Raw genomic sequence first — 18,493 nt, 5'->3', positions numbered from 1 at the left:
GCAGTCCTCCCCTGTTCGGCGTGTCCGATCCTAGGGGAAGACGGGCACCAGATGCAAATTCGGCTGAAAATTCAGCTCTTTGCCTTTCGTTTCGGACGCAGCACATGGACGTGGTCTGCGTCATAGAGCGCGCTGTCGCGGAAGTCTGCGGCGGGTTCGAGCGCGCGCCCGACGAAGATCAGCGCCGTGCGGGTGAGCTTGGCCTCGCGCACCTTGTCGCGAATGTCGGTGAGCGTTCCGTGAATGAAGGCCTGGTCCGGCCAGCCGACGCGATAGGCCACCACAACCGGGCAGTCCGCCCCGTAGAGCGGGCTGAGCTGGCGTTCGATCTCGCGCAGATTTCGGATCGACAGATGGATCGCAAGCGTTGCGCCCGAGCGACCGAGCGTTTCCAGATCCTCGCCTTCGGGCATGGCTGAGGATTTCATCGCCGTGCGGGTCAGGATCACCGTCTGGGCAATTTCGGGAACGGTGAGTTCCTGCCCGAGCGCTGCGGCGGCCGCCGCGAAGGCCGGCACGCCCGGCGTGACGTCGAAGGGAATGTCCTTCGCGCGCAGGCGCCGGATCTGTTCGGCGATCGCGCCATAAAGCGACGGATCGCCGGAATGCACGCGGGCGACATCCTCGCCCCGCGCATGGGCCGCCTCGATTTCCGCCATGATCTCGTCGAGCGTCATCGGCGCCGTGTCGATCACGCGCGCGCCCTTAGGCGCTGCCTCGACAACCGCTTCGGGCACCAGCGAGCCGGCATAGAGACAGACCGGGCAGTTCTGGATAAGGCGAAGGCCGCGCACAGTAATGAGATCCGGGTCGCCCGGACCCGCGCCGATGAAATGGACGGTCATAGCTTTTCCTCGATGCGCTTGGCGTAGCCGCGCGGCGTGTAGACGAAGGGTTTGCCGGCACCGGTCATGACCGCACGCGATGCCGAGGAACCGACAAGCACGGTGGTCAGCATGTCGACCTCGTCGACGGTGAGCGCTGCAAGCGTGGTGACGCGCACGGTCTCGCCTTCGCGGCCCAGATTGAAGCCAAGCACGACGGGCGTATCGGCAGGCCTGTGCGCCAGCAGGATCTCACGGGCTGCAGCAAGCTGGGTGCGGCGGCGCTTGGAGACAGGATTGTAGAAGGCGATGACGAAATCGCCCATCGCCGCAGCCTTGAGGCGCTGTTCGATCGCCTCCCAGGGAGTCAGGAGATCGGAGAGCGAAATGGTGCAGAAGTCATGGCCGAGCGGCGCGCCGATCAGCGCGGAGACCGCCTGAAGCGCGGAGATTCCCGGCGCGTTGGTCACCTCGATACGGCGCGCGGCATCCGAAACCCCGCCGTCGGCTTGCGGCCTGTCGAGCAGTTCGAACACCAGCGCGCCCATGGCGTAGATGCCGGCGTCACCCGACGACACCAGCGCGACCGACCGCCCCTCGCCGGCCCGTTCCAGCGCGAAACGCACGCGCTCCTCCTCCGCGCCGAGCGGAAAGGCATGGCGCGGCTTGCCCTGAATGAGGGGGGCGACAAGGTCGAGATAGAGCGAATAGCCGACGATCTCGTCGGCCTCCGCCAGAAGGCGCGAGGCCTGCGGTGTGCGCCAGTCGTCACGCCCCGGACCGATGCCGATCACCGACAGCCGGCCGCGCTCACGGCCGACCTCGGAGGGTTTCAACGGCGCCAGCGACAGGGCAACCGCCACCGTCGCGTTCGCGGTCTTGCGTTTGGCGACGCGAAGGGAGCCTTGCGGCCCGACGGCGGCAAGGGCGGCCCCCTCGCTGACCCCGTGGCAACCGACCTCGGCGAAGACGACCTCCGACGGGTTCTCAAGGCGCGGCATCTCTGCCTCCAGCGTTTCGGCGTCGAAGACGCGCAAGGGCACCTTGAGCGCGTCGGCCAGCGCGTTCATCGCCGGCTCGTCGGCCTTGAGATCGAGGGTTGCAATGCATGCCACGGCCCCTTCCGCCAGGCCCTCGGCCTCCAGCGTCTCGCGCACGAGCGCGGAAAGCTCATCCGCCGGGCAGCCGCGTGCGCAGCCAACGCCGACCGCGAGACGACGGGGGTGATAGACCAGCGTCTTGTCGTCTGATGTGCGGCGTTCCTCGGTCAGGCAAATCGTCAGATCGGCCTTGTCGGAGACCGCGAGCCGCGAGCGGGCGATCCACTCCGCATTGCCCTCGATGCGCACCGGCGCACCCGCCAGAAGTTCCGCCATGAAGCCCTTGGCGTGTTCGGGATTGGCGAGCCACCATCCGGCGGGCGGGGAATCCAGTGCAATCCCGAGCGCGGTATCGCCTGCGGTCGTCACGCCTGCATGCCCATCGAGCGCCTCGGCGATCTGCCGCGCCAGCGAGTTGGCTCCACGGTGCCCGCCAAGCAGCGGGATCACGCTTGCGCCATCCTCGGAGACGGCAAGCACCGGAGGCTCGAGCCGCTTGTCGGAGATCACCGCCGCCAGCGCACGGATCAGGATCCCGGAGGCGCAAACGCCGATGATCGGCGTCCCCGCCTGATAGAGCGAGCGGATATGGTTGAGCGTTTCGGCGAAGGACGCATCGAGGCCCGGCACCCGGTGGGCAAGGCCGTGCAGCGTTGCGCCCGGCAACGCGGCCGCCACCCGGCGCGCGGTCGCCTCGGCGGCCGGCGTCAGGACGAGGATTGCGGCGGAAGCATCCACGCTTCATCTCCCTTGTAAATCAGGATCATGGAAAAATACGGGGCGGTGGCGGCCTGAACGCTTGCAAGCGGCATGACCTGCTCGTTTGCAAGCGTTGCGCGTTCCGCGTAGCCGGAAAAGGATAAAAGCCCCATCTCGTCGAGCAACCGCGTGAGACGGTCGAGGTGGCGTCCGACCTTCATGATCGCGACTGCTCCAGCCGCCTCGATGCGCGGACGGATCTCGTCGTCCGGCAGCGGCCCGGGGATCACGGTGAGCACATCGTTGCGCGCGGTGAGCGGACGTCCGAGCCGCGCGGCACAGGCGGTCAGCGAGGTCACGCCCGGCACGATCTCGCAGGCAAAGCGCGGAGACAGCCGCTCGAACAGATACATGAAGGAGCCGTAGAAGAAGGGGTCTCCCTCGCACAGGGTTACCACGTCGTGGCCGTCGTCGAGAGCCGCGCCGATCTTCTCCGCCGCCTTGTCATAGACGGCCCGGGCCGGGAAGCGGTCCACCCGCATCGGCACAACAATCGGGATCTCGCGGGCGTCGGGCCGGATCGCGTCTGCTGCGATTGAGCGGGCGAAACTCTCGCCATCATCGGGCGCCGGATAGGCAATGATCCGCGCATTGGAGATCAGCCGGTGCGCCTTCAGTGTCATCAGCTCCGGATCGCCGGGCCCAAGCCCGACGCCGTAAAACGTTCCGCCGAGACGATTCGATGCGGGGGCGTGTAGATCGCTCACGGTTTCACCAGGCTCCACTGCGTCACGGGCATCAACGGGCGCCAGCCGGTCAGCCCGCCAACCGGACTTGCTCGGGAAATGGCGATGCGCGTGAGCTCCCCGCCCAGTCGCGCGTGGGCGGCGAGAAGCACGGCCTCGCTTTCCAGCGTGACGGCATTTGCAACGAGCCGACCGCCGGGCGTCAACGCTTCGAAGACGGCATCGACGATCCCCGGCGCGGTAAGGCCGCCTCCCAGAAAGACGGCATCGGGACGTTCCAGCCCGTCCAGTCCCTCCGGCGCGGAGGCGTTGCGCAGATCAAGCTGCGGCGTGCCGAGGGCAGCTGCATTGGCCAGCGCCACGGCGCGACGCCCGTCATCGGGTTCCAGCGCGATGGCCGAGGTGCCGCGCGCGGCGCGCAGCCACTCGATGGAAACCGCGCCGGACCCCGCGCCGATATCCCACAGACGCGCGCCGGGGACCGGTGCCAGACGGGCGAGCGTGACGGCACGCACCTCGCGCTTGGTGATCTTGCCGTCGTGACGAAAGGCGTCGTCCGGCAGACCCGGCACGCAGGCGCGCAAAGGTGTATCGCGCACAGCCTCGGCCTCGATGGCCAGTACATTGAGATCGGCGACCGCTTCGTCCCAGCCTTCCGCCGTGCCGGCAACGACACGTTCGCGCGAACCGCCGAGATGTTCGAGAACCGTCAGCCGGCTTGCGCCATAGCCCTCGTCGGCGAGGAGATCGGCAATCGCGTGAACCGCCGCGCCGTCGGAGGTCAGGCACAGCAGCCGCGCACCGGGATAGAGCCGCGCGCGCAAAGAATCGAGCGACCGGCCGTGCAGCGACACGATCTCGACGTCCTGCAGCGGCCAGCAAAGACGGGACGCGGCAAGCGACAGGGAGGAATGCCCCGGCAGGATCGTCATCTCGGACGGTGACAGACGGCGGGCAAGCGTTGATCCGATGCCGAACCACATCGGATTGCCGCTCGCCAGCACCACCGTCGGTGTGCCGCGCGCCGAAAGCAGCGCCTCAAGCCCTTCGTGAAAGGGAGACGGCCAGAGCGTGACTTCAATGCCGTGGGCGACGAGGAGTTTCGCATGGCGCGCACCGCCAAAAACCCTTGGCGAATCGCGCAGGGCTCCGCGCGCAAGCTGCGACAGACCGTCCCAGCCGTCCTCGCCCAGGCCGATCAGCATCAGCCACGGGGCGGCTTGGCCATCCACGACAGGGTCGGCAATCTCGCTCACGGTGCGGCCTCCTCCGGCACGCCGCCGGCCAGTGCGTTGAGCGCGGCTGCCGCAATCGCCGACCCGCCGCGCCGACCGCGCAGAACCAAATAGGGAACGTCAAAGGGATTGTCGGCAAGCGCGTCCTTCGATTCCGCCGCACCGACGAAACCGACCGGGAAGCCGAGGACTGCGGCCGGGCGGACGTCCCAGTCGGCGAGCCGTTCCAGCAGATGAAACAGCGCCGTCGGCGCATTGCCGATCACCACGACCGCGCCGTCGAGCCGCTCGCGCCACAACTCCACGGCAGCCGCCGAGCGGGTCGTCGCAAGCCTGCCCGCCAGCTCCGGCACGCGTGGATCGTTGAGGGTGCAGATCACCTCATTGTCCGCCGGCAAGCGGCTGGCGATGATGCCTTCCGTGACCATGCGAACATCGGCGAAGACCGGCGCGCCGTTCGCAAGCGCGTGCGCGACCGCCTGCGCGACCCCATCGCTCCAGGCGAGATCGGCGGCCACCTCCGGCATACCGCAGGCGTGGATGATGCGGATGGCCGCCGGATGGAGATCCGTCGGCACGGCATCGAGATCGGCTTCGGCGCGCACGATGGCAAAGGACCGGCGATAGATCGCCGCCGGATCGCGTTCGTAATCATAGCCGCCGGCGGGCGTCCTGCTCACCCCTTGGGCCTCATCGACTTCGGCCCCAGCGGGTGATCCGCATGCGGATAGACCGGGTGATGGTGATCGTGGGAATGATCATGCCCGTGCCCGTGCCCGTGCCCGTGAGGATGGTCGTGTCCGTCACCGTGATGATGATGGTGGTGGTGCTCCCGCGGCTGGGCCTCGCAGGCGCCGGTGCAGGTCACGTCGCAAAGCTGGCATTCGGCTTCCGCCCCCAGACCCTCGACGTGATGATGATGGCTTTCCTGCGCACGGCCGATGTCCTCCTCGAAGCCGAGCACCTGCTCCCGGTACTTGCACATCTGGCAGTTCATCAGGTTGGAGCCCTGCAGGATCTCGCGCACCCGATCCGCCATCGTGTCGATCACCTGCGGATGGTCGTTCAGATAGCCGGCCTTGAGAAACTCGATCTCCGGATGGCGTTCGGCAACCTCGTCCGTGCGGTTGTAGATACGCGACACCAGGACGCCGGAGAACAGGAAATACGGAAAGACGACGATGCGGCGGTAACCGAGCCTGGCGGCATGCTCCAGCCCGGGCTCCACGAGCGGGAAGGTGACGCCGGAATAGCAGGTCTCCGCCCAGCCGAAGCCGAAACCTTCCCACAGCATGCGGGTGATCTTGGCGACGTTAGAGTTGGCGTCCGGATCGGAGGCGCCGCGTCCGACCACCATCAGCAGCGTTTCATGCAGCGGAACATCGCTGTCGCTGGCGTCGAGCGCTTCCTGGATGCGCGCAGCGGCCGCGCGGATCATCCGCGGATCAACGGCCAGCTCGCGTCCGTAGTCGATGGTCACGCCCGGGTTCTGCGCCTGATAGGTGTTGAGAACGGAGGGGATGTCATTCTTGGCATGACCGGCCGCAAACAGCATGCCCGGCACCGCGAGGATACGCGTGCAGCCCTGATCGCACAGCTTGTCCAGCCCGTCCTTGATCACCGGATTGGCAAACTCGAGGTAGCCGTATTCCACCGGCCAGCCGGGAAAGCGGGTGCGCAAGCCTTCCGCGAGCCGCGCGAACTCCTGCACCGCTCCGCGATTGCGGCTGCCATGGCCGCAGATCATCAGGCCGAGTTTCTCGCCGTTTTGTGTCGGGTCCATCAATGCATCCGCCATCATGCCGCACCCTCGTTCGGAGCCGTCTCCGCTGTTTCGTCACCGTCGACCGTTGCTTTGGACCGCCGCTTGCGGCCCGCCAGCGCCACGCCTGCGGCAAGGGTGGCAGCTGCCGCCACAGCCGCAATCCCGATCCAATGGGCATGACCGGCGACTTCGCCGATATGTCCGCCATGAGCCTGCGCCGCACTCGTGCCGGCGACAAGCTGTGCCAGAACACCCGCTGGGGCAAATATGCGTTTCATCTCGATAGGCTCCCTCATCGACCCTTGCGAAACGCACGGGTGAAGTGTGGCATGTCCCTGCAACGGTGCTGATCCGGGAGACTGGAAACCGATCGGCCGGCCGCAAATCCGGCCGCGCGTCACACGCGGGCCTGGTCACCGGTCGGACAGCCCCGGACTGGGCCCCCGACTTGGGTCGGCCGCCACCGGACTCGTTTTCAGCCCCTTTCGGGACGCCGTCGAAGGGAAGTGTTCCCAGGCCGCGCACGCTAGTTGAGGGGCGCGCGGCCATCAAGCCCGAAATACGACGCGGTGTGGCACCCGTCCGTCCGATGCGTACAATTGTCGGGACAACGGAAACCGGATCTTCACCACTTCCCGTCTAACGTGCATAGGCTGACCCACTGGACAAGGAATTCGCCTCACATGTTGACCGGCAAAGGGCAATCTCCACTGCTGCCAAGCACCGCACGCACGGCGACCGGCCTCACCCACGCGCGCCTGGACGCACTTGAGCTTTCGCAAGCGCCGATCGATCCCGACTGGATCCTGGAAGGCGCTCCGCAGGCGCGCGTTGCCCAGATCGCAGAAGGCACCGATGCGGGAGCGACGATGGCCATGTGGGACTGCACTGCGGGACGCTTCAACTGGTATTTCGGTTGCGACGAGGCGGTTTTCATCCTCGAAGGAAGCGTCACCGTGACCGGCCCCGACGGCGAGACGCGCGACCTGAGCGCCGGCGATACGGCCTACTTCCCGGCATATACATGGTTCGAGTGGCATGTGCCGACCTATGTGCGGAAAGTCGCCTTCTGCCACAGGGTCGTGCCGAGCCTCGCCCGCGTGCCGCTCAAGGTGCTGAACAAGCTCTCGACAATCGCCGACAAGCTCTACACCGTCGCATTCGGCGCAAGGAACGCCCCGATCCGCCGCAAGGCCTCGTGACAGGGCACGCCCGTCATCGCGGCGCATCGCGCGGATCCGAAAACCGGTTCCCACTCTTGCGTCCGATGCTCTAGTCTTCCCGCAAAACGAAAGGGGAGACGCGCCATGTCCACGATTTCACTCGTTCTGACCGTCATTGCAGACGACCGTCCCGGTCTGGTGCGCCGGATCGCGGAAGCGATTGCCGCCCATGAGGGAAACTGGATCGAGAGCTCCATGGCCCGTCTGGCGGGCGAGTTCGCCGGAATCGTGCGGGTGGAGGCGCCGAAGACACAGATCGCAGCCCTTGAAAGCGCACTCTCGGGGCTCGCCGAGAGCGGTCTGCACATCACCGTCAAGCGTGGCGAGACGGATCGCGAATCGCATGGGCAGGCCGCGCGTATCAACGTGATGTGCCAGGACCATGCCGGCATCGTACAGGCGCTGTCGGCATCGCTGGCCGATCATCGCGTGAGCATCACCAACCTGTCGACCGAAGTCTATGCCGGCTCGATGAGCGGCGAGCGCATGTTCCGCGCCGAACTCGACGTCGTTCTGCCCGTGGACGTTACGCCGCAGTCGCTATCGCACGCGCTGGAAGAGCTCGCCGGAGACCTGATGGCCGAGATCGATTTTACCGATATCGGCTGACGCGATCACGCTGCCAATGGCAGCGCGACCAGATGGTTGTCCCAGGCAAGACCGGCGCGCGCCGCAGCCAACAGCGGCGGACGATCGGGGCTGGCGCTCTCCAGAAGCGCGCCTCCGCCGTCGGACACCAGGAACGACCGGGCGTCGAGGGGCGCAAGACCGCAGGCATCATTTCGCGCCTGACTTGCGACGAACGCGCCGTCGCGCGCGGAGAAATAGAGCACGCGGCCCCCGCGTGGACAGGACGCCGCCACAATGCTGCCGTCGCGATTGAGGGTCACCGAACCAATGTAGTTCTCAAGCTTGGGCCGCAACTTGTCCGGCACGTCGTGCATGCGCAGGCGCCCCTCGGCCGGATCGAGCGAGGCCATCAACGGGGGATGCTCGCTCGCCACGCCCTGAAACTGGCCGCCGATCCAGACGCGCGAATCCGCGCCGACATCCATATGACGAAGCGAAAGCCGGCTCAGGCCGGTGTCGCCTTCCACCATTCCCACAAGTCCGCCGGTCGTGCTGTCGATCATCGCGATGTTCGGCCGCATGTCGTCGAGATTGAGCTTGTCCCGGCCCGTATCCGGGTGCGTGGCGATGCCGCCGTTGGCCACCACCAGCGTGCGTCCGTCCGGCATCGGCAGGATGTCGTGCGGTCCGATACCGCCGCTGTCGAATTCCCCGATCCGGCGCGGCATGTCTCCCGAGACGTCGTAAACGCCGATGACCCCGCGCATGGCCGCATAGTCGTTTTCCGTCGCATAGGCGAGACGCCCGTCGGGGGAAAAGGCGCCATGACCGTAAAAATGCCGTCCCGGCACGGCGGCGAAGGCGGACGGTGGCGTTTTGCCCAAGGGATCGAACAGCACCGCGAAGGTGCCGGGCCGCCGCGCGAAGGAGAGACACCGGCCGGTTGTCCGACAAACCGTCACGTCGTGGCCGCGTCCCGGCAACGGGATGACCATGCGGTCAAGCCCGTCGATACCGACGACGGCAACGGAATACGACCCGTCCGCCTCACGCCTTGCAGAGGCGAACAAGGGTTCGCCGTCTTCGATTCCGGCTGCGTGCGCTTCAGCCATTGCAAGGCATGCGAGAGCGCCCCCGCCAATCCCCAGAAAAAACTGCCTCCGGTCAATCTCCATCGAGGGCATTGAAGCCTCCCTGGAAGCCGAGGTGGCCGGCCAGTTCGCCACCGAGCGTCTGTTTCAAACCGTCAAGAACGAGCGCAACATATGCGAGTTTCGCGCGCTGTTCGGGATCGGCCAGCACGGCGGCCAGGTTGTCCGGCGGGCTCGCCAGCGCGGTGACCGCATTCTTCGTTTCGAACGCAAGCGTGTCGCCGATCCAGGCCGCATCCGCGTCCATCCCGGCGAAGCCCGCAGTGCGCAGCGCCGCCTCGATCCCGCGCAGCGATGCCCGCAGATGCAAAAGCGCATGGTGCGACCGCGAAAAGGGCGCGCGCGTGGCCCGAGCGGCGGGCGGCCCCTCTTCCAAGACCGGGGCAAGCACCTGATCGGACAGCAACGACAAGCTTGTGACAATCTGGTGAAACGCAAATCCGGCCGCCGCTGAAGCATCGGCCGCCAGCGGATTTCCGGGTCCCGGGCTCAGCAACAGGGCCGTCTGTCCGCTCGGCGCGCGAAAGGCTTCCACGATCTCATCCGCGAGCAGGACGAGGCGCGCACCGAGCGCGCGGGCGTAGGCACACCGAAATGCCCTTTCCGGATCCCGGTCGCCAAGCGCCACGGTGCCGTCGGCGCCGTAGGCGATCCATTCGAGCGCGGAAAGACCCTGAAGCGCCACGCTCTTGTCTCGCAGGGACACCGGATCGGTCGCCGACGCGTCCGGGTCGGCCATCAACCGGGTCACCTGGCGCCGCACCACACCGCGCCGGTCTGGCACAAAAGCAAGCCGCTCCAGCCGCGTGTCTTCCGCCAGGGCGCCGAAGCGCACCACGAAAAGCCGGCCATGGGCCGTCACCGCCGCGCCAAACGCAGCGTCGAACGCGCGACCGGCATCATCGTCGGCCGCCTCCGCGCAAAGATCGCCAATGCGCTCGTCAAGCGTCACAAGCCGTGCTTCCAGGTCGCGTGCCGCCGGCACCGCATAATCGCTCACGAGAGCCGGAACCAGAGATGAATACGCGTTCGTCTGCGGGTTCTTTTCGCTTTCATCGGCAAGCGCGATCCGTGGTGGCACGGAAGCCGCCACAAGGGCAATGAGTCCGGCAATGCCGGACAATCGCAAGGCTCTCATCGTCGGGACCCTTTCCCAATGTCGCAGCGATCGGCCCGGAGCAAGGTCGGGACCGCGTCGCCATTCACGTTGCCGTTGATCACAGCGACCCCAGAAAACGCAGCAAGCGCTCCCGGTCTTTCTTCACCAGTGCGGCATATCCGTCGCGGGCGGATTTTCCCTCTCCGTCATGCCAAAGGATCGCCTCTTCAAGCGTACGGGCACGCCCGTCATGAAGATAGGCTTCGCGCCCGCCCACCATCTCGGTGAGGCCGACCCCCCACAGCGGCGGCGTGCGCCATTCTCGCCCCGTCGCGGTTCCGGCAGGCCGGTGATCGGCAAGCCCCTCGCCCATGTCGTGCAACAACAGATCCGTATAAGGCCAGATCAACTGGAACCGGTGCTCCGGCTGCGCAGCCGCGCGCGAAGTAACGAATTTCGGATTATGACATCCGGTACAACCCAGATCGGAAAACAGCGCCTTTCCGGCCAGAACCTCGGGATCGCGAGCATTTCGCCGCGCCGGCACCGCGAGGTTTCTGGCGTAGAAATCGACCAACTCCAGCACCGGGTCGGGGGCTTCGCTTTCCCCGAGGTCCGCCTGCTCGCCGGTCGGCATGTCCAGACAGGCTGTCTGGCGCGTGGTGCAGTCCCCATGCGGGCGCGGCGCGTCCGGCGAGGAAATGCCGATGTCACCCGCAAAGGCGCCAGCGGATTGCGCGCGAACCGTTGGCGCCGACGCCTTCCAGCCGAACCGTCCGAGGGCCCGGTCACCGTCCGGTGTCTCGCCAAGCCAGCTTGGCCGGCCCGAAATGCCATCGCCATCCGCATCGTCCGGATCGGCCAGCGCGACAATGTCGCCGGGATGGATGGCCTCGAGAAGCCCCAGGCCAATCATCGGCGGCGCAACGCGGGGCGAGACCATCACGTCGGATTGCATCTCCCCATAGCCCAGATCGGTCATCTCGTAGGTCGGCACCTGGAGCATCACCGTGGTGCCATCATCAAGCTTCACGGCCTTTTCAGCATAGTCGATGGCAAGTCGGCCTTCCGCCGAAAGGCCCGGAACGGCAAAGGTCTGAAACTGGGTGCCGTACATCGGCTCGGGCACGACGAGATCCGCCCCGCTGGCTAGCCGTGTGCGTTGCCGCTCGGTTTTTGGCGGGACCGAGAGCCGCAGAAACAATGCGACAGCGTCCTCGCCCTTCTTCGGCGGATATCCGCGACCGTCCTTCAAATGACAGCCCTGGCAAGAGCGTGCATTGTAAAGCGGGCCCAATCCGTCGGAGGCACGGGTCGAGGCCGGCGACGATACCCAGAATTTCTCGAAAAGCCCGTTTCCGAGCGCGAAATCGCGCTGCCCGGAAAACGAAAGATTGGCCGATGGAAAGGAAAAAGCGTTTGCATTCAAACGCTTGTGTGAAGTCGTCGCGCCACCGGGCATTTCTTCATAAGGGTCCAGCGCCCCAGGATCCGCAGACGGCGCAACCACACGCGCCACACGTGCCCTGTCCTGAAGCGAGAGATCGTCACGATGCGGCAAGGAGGTCTCATCGCCTGCAAACGCCGGCAAGGCGGCAGCCAGAACAAGACCGGCAACCGCCCAAACTGTCGATTTGGTCATCACACTACACCTTGTGCCACACCCCTCCCGAGCCGTGTGGCGGATACATGCGTACGGCGGGCGCTCCGTCCAGCGCCCGCCGCCTGGGTTGATCCTTACTGGAAGACGGCGCCAGGATTGTCGAGGCTGTCGGAACCCTCGAAGGCGACCGAGCCCAGATCAAGCGCGACGACAATCTTCTCGATCGTGCGGGTCTGGGCAACCAACGCATCGACCCCGGCCTGGACAACGGCGTTGCCCTCCGCGTTGCTTTCACCGATCATCTGGTCATAAGCCTCGACGGTTTCGGCACGCGCACGCATCGCCTCGAACGCTGCAAGGGTGGCGTCCAGCTTCATCGTCATCTCCTCCGCAAGAGCCGGGTGGCGCTCGGCCACATAGGAGCGCAGCGACGTGCCGTCGACCGATCCGGTCTCAAATCCCTTGTACGTCCCGAACCAGACATTGCGGATGCCGATCACGTCGTCCAGATGCGACATATGGGTGTTGTCGGAAAAGCAATCGTGCTCTTCCTCCGGGTCATGCAGCATCAGGCCGAGCTTGATGCGTTCGCCCGCCAGTTCGCCGTAGCTCAGCGAGCCCATACCGGTGAGGATCGTGGCAAGACCGCCTTCGCTGCCCTTGGCGGCGAGATCGGCACGGGCCGCGCCACCCTCTGTCCACGCATTTGACATTTCGGCCAGGTCGCTGATGAGAAGATCGGTCGCGGCCTTGAGATAGGCCGCACGACGGTCGCAATTCCCGCCGGTGCAATTTTCGGGATCGAAATCGGTCGCCGGACGGGTACCGGCGCCGGCCCCGGTTCCGTTGACGTCCTGACCCCACAGGAGAAACTCGATGGCGTGATAGCCGGTCGCGACATTGGCCTCGATGCCGCCAGCCTCCTGCAGTTCTTCCGCCAGAAGCGCGGGCGTGATCTTCGACGCATCGATCTTGCGTCCGCCGAGTTCAAGCACCGGGTTGGCGATCACATTCGCGGTGTAGAAGGCATTTTCAGGCGAATCATTGCCGTAGCCCGCATCGACATAGTCGATCAGACCCTCGTCCAGCGGCCATGCGTTGACCTTGCCTTCCCAGGCATCGACGAGCGAATTCCCGAAGCGATACACCTCGGTCTGCTGATAGGGCCGGCGAGCCGCGACCCAGGCTTCACGGGCCTGAGCAAGCGTTTCGTCGGACGGTGACGCAACCAGCGCGTCGATCTTGCCCGAAAGGGTCCGGGCACTTGCCAGGGCATCCTTGTAGGCGGCGGCCGCGATGTCGGAATAGGTGTCAAGCACCGGCTCCGCCGTCTCGGCGCGCGCCGCGCCCGATAGCGCAAGGCCGGCGAGCGCGACCATGAGAACAGTTGTCTTCATCGAATTGTAATCCTTTGGTTGACCGCCCGGCGATATCCGCCCGGCGATGGTCGGGGTCAATGACGGGTCGCCACCGGTGAATGCGTGCAAGACGGAAGCGATGAGACCGACGGTCGCAAGAGACCGCTCGACAAGGTCAGGTCGACACGGCGCAGATTGTCGGCAAGATGCGCCGCCGCCTCGAGGGTTGCCGGCAATCCGGCCCCAACGACGAGTTCCTCGACAATACCGCTGGCCGCCTCCCGGTCGCCGCACTGCCACGCCGCCACAACACCGACCGCCAGGGCCTCATGCGGACAACGGCGCTTGCAGTCGTAAGGGAGCAGGCAAAAGCCGCATTTGGCAAAGCCGTTGAGCGCCCGCGCGTAACAGCCGATTCCCGTCATCACGGGCCGCGCGCGCTCCACGCCAAGCTTTTCGGCATAGAGATTCCATGCCAGTTCCCAGCAGGCGATGCTGCCGGTCTGATAGCCTGCGATCCAGCGACGCAGCCCCTCGACAACGAGGCGTTCCGCTTCGCCATTCACGCAAGGCACACCTGCGTGGAAAGGTGTCGTGTCAGTCATTCCGGCCTCCAATCAACGAGGGTCAAGGTCCCGTCATCAAAGGGTGGCCCTCAGTGGCCATGTCCGGAAATACAATTACCTTACTCAAGGAGTCAAGTTTATAAATTAACAAAATCAATGGTTTAGAATTATTCTAAAGTTCACCATTATATTCACCTATTCGCGACAAGGCCCTCGACAGGCCTCGCCAGGCCAGCCGTAAAACGATGTCGGGGCGCTCGCGCGCGGTGCGGCAACAAGACGGGAAGCTGCATTGCGCTTTGAGCGGCCGGGACCTCAAACGCGAGTTGCAATGCGACGAAGCATTGCCCGCAGGACCGCCTGTTCAGCATCGTCGAGGTCTGCGAGCAGCAGAGATTCCGCCCTGGAAATCTTCGGTCGCAGCTTGCGGAACCGGTCCCGCCCGCCGTCCGACAACCGATAGGCCGCCCGTCGTCCGTCCGCCGCAACGGCCCCGCGCAACAGCACTCCGGACGCGACCAGCGGCTTGAGCGCGGTGGTCAGCACCGACGGCGCACAGGACATGGCCCCGGCGACCTCGCGGTGGGTCAAACCGGGATTCCTGTCGACCAGTTCCAGAACCATGAACTGCAGCGGCGTGAGGCCGTCGCCTTCGAAAACGCCGGCGAAGACCTGATGCCCGCGCAGAAAGGCATGCCGCAGGAGATGACCTACGAGATCATCGAGACAGCCCCGGTCCAGGGATGCGGACACGTCTGTGCCCGATGGTTCACCGAAATCAGGCCCGGCGCGGCTCATCCCGGCGCCGGAACGATCGGGGGGCGTGCATTGAGCGCCTCGACGCTGAAGCCCGCGACCTGTTTGTAACCGGCGGCGGCCTCGACCCGCTCCTCGCGCGTCAGCACGTCGTCGATGCGATCGAACCCCTCCGGCGCGCGCTCCGCGACGATATCGAGGATCCGGTCCGGTCCATCGGCGCGATTGGCGAGAACGATCTTCGCCGTCGCCTCGCGGCGCTCCGCCTCATAGGCAGCCAGCGCTGCCGGGCCCGGGCCATGGGTCAGAAACTCACGGGTCAGGACGCGCGCGTCGAGGATGGCCTGGCTCGCGCCGTTTGAGCCGATCGGATACATCGGATGCGCGGCGTCTCCCATCAGCGTCATCGCGCCATGGGTCCAGCGCGGCAGAGGATCGCGGTCGACCATCGGATACTCGAAAATCTCCGAGGCAGCGCGAATGACGGCTGGAACATCGAGCCAATCGAAATGCCAGTTTTCGAATTTCGGCAGGAAGTCCGCCCTGTCGCCCGGACGGTTCCAGTCCTCGCGTCGCCACAGGTAGTCCGACGGCAGACGCAGGTCAGCGATCCAGTTGATCAGCGAGCCCTCGGTGCCGTCATCGAGCGCAATGTCCTCGATCGGATAGCAGACGAATTTGCGCGGCTTGCAGCCGGCCATCGCCATCGTCCGCCCCCCGAGAAACCGCGGCCCCCGGGTGATGCCGCGCCACATGACGATGCCGCCCCAGACCGGCAGACCCTCGTCGGGATAAAGCGTCGCGCGGGCGGAGGAATGAATGCCGTCGGCTGCGATGAACACGGATCCGGACACGCTGCCGAGCCCCTCACCGCTCGTGCGGTCGACGAGATCGATCTCGACGCCCTCGCCCGCATCGCGCCAGGCCGCCACGGCGGCACCGCAGCGCACGGCGTCGGGGCCGAGCCGTTCGCGCACAGTGTCAAACAGCATCATCTGCAGCTTGCCGCGATGGATCGAGAATTGCGGCCAGGCGTAGCCGGCCGTCTTTCCGCGCGGCTCCGCCCAGACCGGCTGGCCGTGGGTGGAGAAATAGGCAACCTTGCGGGTGCGCAGACCGATGGCGTCGAGCCGGTCGAGCAGGCCCAGCTCATCGAGCTCGCGCACCGCATGCGGCTGGAGGTTGATGCCGACACCGAGCGGCCGGATCTCGCGCACGCTTTCGAACACGCGAACGGGAATGCCGAGCTGATGGAGGGACAGGGCGAGCGTCAGGCCGGCGACACCGGCGCCCGCGATCAATACGGTCATGTTCGCAAGGCTCTCGTCTCAAATCCGCCAATGATGCACACGGGCGGATGCACCGCCCGTGTGTCATGGCGCGGATCGGTCGGGCTCAGTTGGCGTCGGCGTATTTCGAGATCATCGCCTTGGCGTCTTCCACCATCGCCGCGCCGTCGTAGCCCTTTTCCGTCACCTCGGCGACCCAGGCCTCGACAACGGGGTCGGCTGCCGCCTTCCAGCGAGCAACCTCGTCCTCAGGCAGCTTGCGAATGATGTTGCCGGCCTTTTCCGCCGCAACGATCCCCGGCGCATCGCCCTCGTCCATCACGCGGCCGACCCATTTGGACATCTCGCGGCCGCTGTTGGCGTCGATCACCGCCTTCAGATCATCCGGCAGGCTGTCGTATTTCGCCTTGTTCATCGCGAAGACGAAGGTCGCGGTGTAAAGCCCGCGCGACCCCTCGAAGTCGGTGTGGCTGCCAACGAGTTCCGCGACCTTGAGCGGCGTGGTCACTTCCCACGGCACGACGGTGCCGTCGATCACGCCCTTGGAGAGCGCCTCGGGCATGGCCGGAACCGGCATGCCGACCGGCGTCGCGCCAAGCGCCTTGAGCAACGCATTGGTCTGGCGCGTCGGACCGCGCAGCTTCAGGCCCTTCATGTCCTCTAGCTTCGCCACGCCGTCGCCCTTGACGTGCAGGAGGCCCGGACCGTGCACATGCAGCGCGATCGGATGCACGTCCTTGAATTCCTCGGTGAGGTACTTCTCATAAAAGTCCCAGAACGCCTGGCTGGTGGCTTCCGCCTTGGCCGGCATGAAGGGAAGCTCGAAGGCCTCGGTGCCGGGGAAGCGGCCAGGCGTGTAGCCGGGAAGCGTCCAGACGATGTCGACCACGCCGTCGCGTGCCTGATCGAACAGCGCCGGCGGGCCGCCGCCAAGCTGCATCGACGGATAGACCTCGACCTTGATGCGCCCGTCGGACTCCTCCATCACCTTTTCCGCCCAGGGCGTGATGAAGTTCTTCGGCACCGGCGCGGGCGCCGGCAGGAAGTGATGCACGCGCAGCGTCACCTCCTGGGCAAGCGCGGGCGCGATGCCGACACACAAGGCGGCAGCGGCAAGGGCAACGGATTTCAAGCGGTTCATGCGCGGATCCTCCCAGAACACGATAGCGTCCGGAACGCTCTCCGGATCGGATCGATACAGCCGCACGAACCGACCGGAAGGTCAAGCCGAGGGCTGATCGTTTATGATGTAAACGAGTATGCCGCCGACGCATGAGCAGATCAAGTCTCAGGGGACGCGGCGCCCCGCAGCTCTCTCCATTGAAAATGGACATCTCTTCGTCAATGCATACCCCCCAAGATCAAAGATAAAATACTTGGCGGCCTGTGCTTGTTGATCAGATCAGGATGACATCTATATCAGAAATTACTGGAATTTCTGTTGAGGTATCAACAATCAAAATTCAGATTTCAGATCTCTCGGGAGAAAGAACTACTTGCAAAATCCACGAACAGTAGCAGGTTTGCGACAACCAAATTCCCAAAATATGGAACCAGAAACAGAGCAACAGTCACGTTTTGGGTCTGCAGCACACCCAAGGCGAAAGAGAGCATTTTTCAATCAGACCTATAATTAGTTGTGGTACATTAATAGATCAAATATAATTGGCTTTTTTGAGTGGACATACGCTTGAAGACGGTGCAGGGCATTATGACAAGGCACATAATAGCGGTCACGGCGATGATGTTTTTTCTGGTCCCGATGCAAGCTCATTCCAATGAAGACATACTGCGCGGGATCTTCGGAATTATCGGAAATCAATTAATTCAAGAACTTGAAAATAACACCAGTTCAAATCGGCAGCCACAGCAGATTACATGGTTCGATATACATGACGCTTTACGAATAATTGGCTTCTATGAAGGACTCTCGTACGATCAACCAACCAAGGCCAGTCGAACCGCGATCCGCCAATTCCAAGCCAGCATTGATAGGCCCCAAACAGGGCAGCTGACCACATCGGAACTACAGATTTTGCTTCGGTCGGCCGCCATGAAGACTCAACCTAATCAGCCAACCCTGGCCGTGAGGCCCGGTGGTGTAAGCAGCATGCCACCGGAGTTCGAAAGCAATGTTACGTTCGTTCGTAACGAATTGGACAGCATGGGCTTCGAGTTCAAGCCAAAATTGTTTAAATTGGATGTACCAATCTCTTATCGAGCACGGTCTATTCGTTATATTCGCGGCCTGGGCGGTACAGTAGTCGAACGCGGCGATGCATTCTTTTCCTTAAAAATTGAGGAAGTTTTCATCAAAAATACTGGATTACTCAGCGTTGAGGCAACCATTTTGGCCTTTGATCACAACACTCGACAGCGATCGATCGCATTTTATAGTCAAATGGGCAGCCGTTGCCGCCCTCTGTCGAATTCACGACGGGTCAATTGCGGTGCGGCAAGCCGGCAAATACGAGAACAAATCCTATACCGCTTTGAATGAGGGGCGAGC

The 18,493-nt window shown here is 64.5% G+C and carries 18 protein-coding genes; 3 read left to right on the top strand and 15 right to left on the bottom strand.

Annotated features, from left to right (window positions below; translation table 11 throughout):
* Nucleotides 1–71 precede the first annotated feature (71 nt).
* The 7 genes from cobM to BLU32_RS21030 are packed head-to-tail and all read right to left on the bottom strand — an operon-like array spanning nt 72 to nt 6,647.
* A complete protein-coding gene (gene cobM, locus BLU32_RS21060) occupies nt 72–845 on the bottom strand; it encodes a precorrin-4 C(11)-methyltransferase (RefSeq protein WP_093810221.1) in 774 nt (257 codons plus the stop codon).
* The gene (gene cobJ / locus BLU32_RS21055; RefSeq protein WP_093810219.1) at nt 842–2,662 is read right to left on the bottom strand and encodes a precorrin-3B C(17)-methyltransferase; all 1,821 of its coding nucleotides are present in this window, start codon (nt 2,660–2,662) and stop codon (nt 842–844) included. Before cobJ ends, cobM begins: the two co-directional genes overlap by 4 nt.
* Nucleotides 2,632–3,390, bottom strand: a complete 759-nt coding sequence (gene cobI / locus BLU32_RS21050; RefSeq protein ID WP_256371425.1) for a precorrin-2 C(20)-methyltransferase — start codon at nt 3,388–3,390, stop codon at nt 2,632–2,634. Before cobI ends, cobJ begins: the two co-directional genes overlap by 31 nt.
* Nucleotides 3,387–4,574, bottom strand: a complete 1,188-nt coding sequence (gene cbiE / locus BLU32_RS21045; RefSeq protein ID WP_172838640.1) for a precorrin-6y C5,15-methyltransferase (decarboxylating) subunit CbiE — start codon at nt 4,572–4,574, stop codon at nt 3,387–3,389. The genes cobI and cbiE overlap by 4 nt, the downstream gene beginning before the upstream one ends.
* Nucleotides 4,575–4,621: 47 nt before the next feature.
* Nucleotides 4,622–5,284, bottom strand: a complete 663-nt coding sequence (locus BLU32_RS21040; protein WP_093810217.1) for a precorrin-8X methylmutase — start codon at nt 5,282–5,284, stop codon at nt 4,622–4,624.
* Nucleotides 5,281–6,405 (bottom strand): sirohydrochlorin chelatase, encoded by a 1,125-nt coding sequence (locus tag BLU32_RS21035; protein ID WP_244501758.1) that lies wholly within the window; start codon nt 6,403–6,405, stop codon nt 5,281–5,283. The genes BLU32_RS21040 and BLU32_RS21035 overlap by 4 nt, the downstream gene beginning before the upstream one ends.
* A complete protein-coding gene (locus tag BLU32_RS21030) occupies nt 6,402–6,647 on the bottom strand; it encodes a DUF6732 family protein (protein WP_093810215.1) in 246 nt (81 codons plus the stop codon). Before BLU32_RS21030 ends, BLU32_RS21035 begins: the two co-directional genes overlap by 4 nt.
* 405 nt (nt 6,648–7,052) lie before the next feature.
* Here BLU32_RS21030 and BLU32_RS21025 point away from each other — a divergent pair, with 405 nt between their 5' ends.
* A complete protein-coding gene (locus BLU32_RS21025; RefSeq protein WP_093810213.1) occupies nt 7,053–7,571 on the top strand; it encodes a cupin domain-containing protein in 519 nt (172 codons plus the stop codon).
* Nucleotides 7,572–7,676: 105 nt separating this feature from the next.
* The gene (locus BLU32_RS21020; RefSeq protein WP_093810211.1) at nt 7,677–8,201 is read left to right on the top strand and encodes a glycine cleavage system protein R; all 525 of its coding nucleotides are present in this window, start codon (nt 7,677–7,679) and stop codon (nt 8,199–8,201) included.
* Between the two features lie 5 nt (nt 8,202–8,206).
* Here the strand turns inward: BLU32_RS21020 and BLU32_RS21015 are convergent, their stop codons facing one another.
* The 8 genes from BLU32_RS21015 to BLU32_RS20980 all read right to left on the bottom strand — a co-directional run bounded on the left by BLU32_RS21015 (nt 8,207) and on the right by BLU32_RS20980 (nt 17,125).
* Nucleotides 8,207–9,274: a DUF1513 domain-containing protein gene (locus BLU32_RS21015; RefSeq protein WP_208976940.1), complete on the bottom strand. Its 1,068-nt coding sequence runs from the start codon at nt 9,272–9,274 to the stop codon at nt 8,207–8,209.
* 52 nt (nt 9,275–9,326) lie between these two features.
* Nucleotides 9,327–10,451: an imelysin family protein gene (locus BLU32_RS21010; RefSeq protein WP_093810207.1), complete on the bottom strand. Its 1,125-nt coding sequence runs from the start codon at nt 10,449–10,451 to the stop codon at nt 9,327–9,329.
* Between the two features lie 79 nt (nt 10,452–10,530).
* Complete coding sequence (locus tag BLU32_RS21005; protein ID WP_093810205.1) at nt 10,531–12,054, bottom strand: di-heme oxidoredictase family protein; 1,524 nt, start codon at nt 12,052–12,054, stop codon at nt 10,531–10,533.
* 95 nt (nt 12,055–12,149) lie between these two features.
* The gene (locus tag BLU32_RS21000) at nt 12,150–13,412 is read right to left on the bottom strand and encodes an imelysin family protein (protein ID WP_093811430.1); all 1,263 of its coding nucleotides are present in this window, start codon (nt 13,410–13,412) and stop codon (nt 12,150–12,152) included.
* A 56-nt stretch (nt 13,413–13,468) separates the two neighbouring features.
* Entirely contained in the window at nt 13,469–13,978 is a 510-nt protein-coding gene (locus BLU32_RS20995; protein WP_157727771.1) for a hypothetical protein, read from the bottom strand.
* A gap of 276 nt (nt 13,979–14,254) precedes the next feature.
* Nucleotides 14,255–14,692, bottom strand: coding sequence for a MarR family winged helix-turn-helix transcriptional regulator (locus BLU32_RS20990; RefSeq protein WP_157727770.1), 438 nt, complete (start codon nt 14,690–14,692; stop codon nt 14,255–14,257).
* Between the two features lie 41 nt (nt 14,693–14,733).
* A complete protein-coding gene (locus BLU32_RS20985) occupies nt 14,734–16,005 on the bottom strand; it encodes a flavin-dependent oxidoreductase (protein WP_093810199.1) in 1,272 nt (423 codons plus the stop codon).
* Nucleotides 16,006–16,090: 85 nt separating this feature from the next.
* Nucleotides 16,091–17,125: a TRAP transporter substrate-binding protein gene (locus tag BLU32_RS20980; protein WP_093811428.1), complete on the bottom strand. Its 1,035-nt coding sequence runs from the start codon at nt 17,123–17,125 to the stop codon at nt 16,091–16,093.
* A gap of 549 nt (nt 17,126–17,674) precedes the next feature.
* On the opposite strand from BLU32_RS20980, the gene BLU32_RS21965 reads away from it, so the two are divergent.
* Entirely contained in the window at nt 17,675–18,484 is an 810-nt protein-coding gene (locus BLU32_RS21965; RefSeq protein ID WP_157727769.1) for a hypothetical protein, read from the top strand.
* The last annotated feature ends 9 nt before the right edge of the window (nt 18,485–18,493 follow it).

It is taken from the genome of Stappia sp. ES.058, assembly GCF_900105595.1.
Classification (GTDB): domain Bacteria; phylum Pseudomonadota; class Alphaproteobacteria; order Rhizobiales; family Stappiaceae; genus Stappia.
This window is presented reverse-complemented; position numbering and strand designations above follow the sequence as displayed.

Excerpts from the sequence above, each read along its gene's own strand:
- cobM (WP_093810221.1), bottom strand. The coding sequence starts at position 845 with ATGACCGTCCATTTCATCGGCGCGGGTCCGGGCGACCCGGATCTCATT.
- cbiE (WP_172838640.1), bottom strand. The coding sequence starts at position 4,574 with ATGCTGATCGGCCTGGGCGAGGACGGCTGGGACGGTCTGTCGCAGCTT.
- BLU32_RS21035 (WP_244501758.1), bottom strand. The coding sequence starts at position 6,405 with ATGATGGCGGATGCATTGATGGACCCGACACAAAACGGCGAGAAACTC.
- BLU32_RS21030 (WP_093810215.1), bottom strand. The coding sequence starts at position 6,647 with ATGAAACGCATATTTGCCCCAGCGGGTGTTCTGGCACAGCTTGTCGCC.
- BLU32_RS21025 (WP_093810213.1), top strand. The coding sequence starts at position 7,053 with ATGTTGACCGGCAAAGGGCAATCTCCACTGCTGCCAAGCACCGCACGC.
- BLU32_RS21020 (WP_093810211.1), top strand. The coding sequence starts at position 7,677 with ATGTCCACGATTTCACTCGTTCTGACCGTCATTGCAGACGACCGTCCC.
- BLU32_RS21015 (WP_208976940.1), bottom strand. The coding sequence starts at position 9,274 with ATGGCTGAAGCGCACGCAGCCGGAATCGAAGACGGCGAACCCTTGTTC.
- BLU32_RS21010 (WP_093810207.1), bottom strand. The coding sequence starts at position 10,451 with ATGAGAGCCTTGCGATTGTCCGGCATTGCCGGACTCATTGCCCTTGTG.
- BLU32_RS21005 (WP_093810205.1), bottom strand. The coding sequence starts at position 12,054 with ATGACCAAATCGACAGTTTGGGCGGTTGCCGGTCTTGTTCTGGCTGCC.
- BLU32_RS21000 (WP_093811430.1), bottom strand. The coding sequence starts at position 13,412 with ATGAAGACAACTGTTCTCATGGTCGCGCTCGCCGGCCTTGCGCTATCG.
- BLU32_RS20995 (WP_157727771.1), bottom strand. The coding sequence starts at position 13,978 with ATGACTGACACGACACCTTTCCACGCAGGTGTGCCTTGCGTGAATGGC.
- BLU32_RS20985 (WP_093810199.1), bottom strand. The coding sequence starts at position 16,005 with ATGACCGTATTGATCGCGGGCGCCGGTGTCGCCGGCCTGACGCTCGCC.
- BLU32_RS20980 (WP_093811428.1), bottom strand. The coding sequence starts at position 17,125 with ATGAACCGCTTGAAATCCGTTGCCCTTGCCGCTGCCGCCTTGTGTGTC.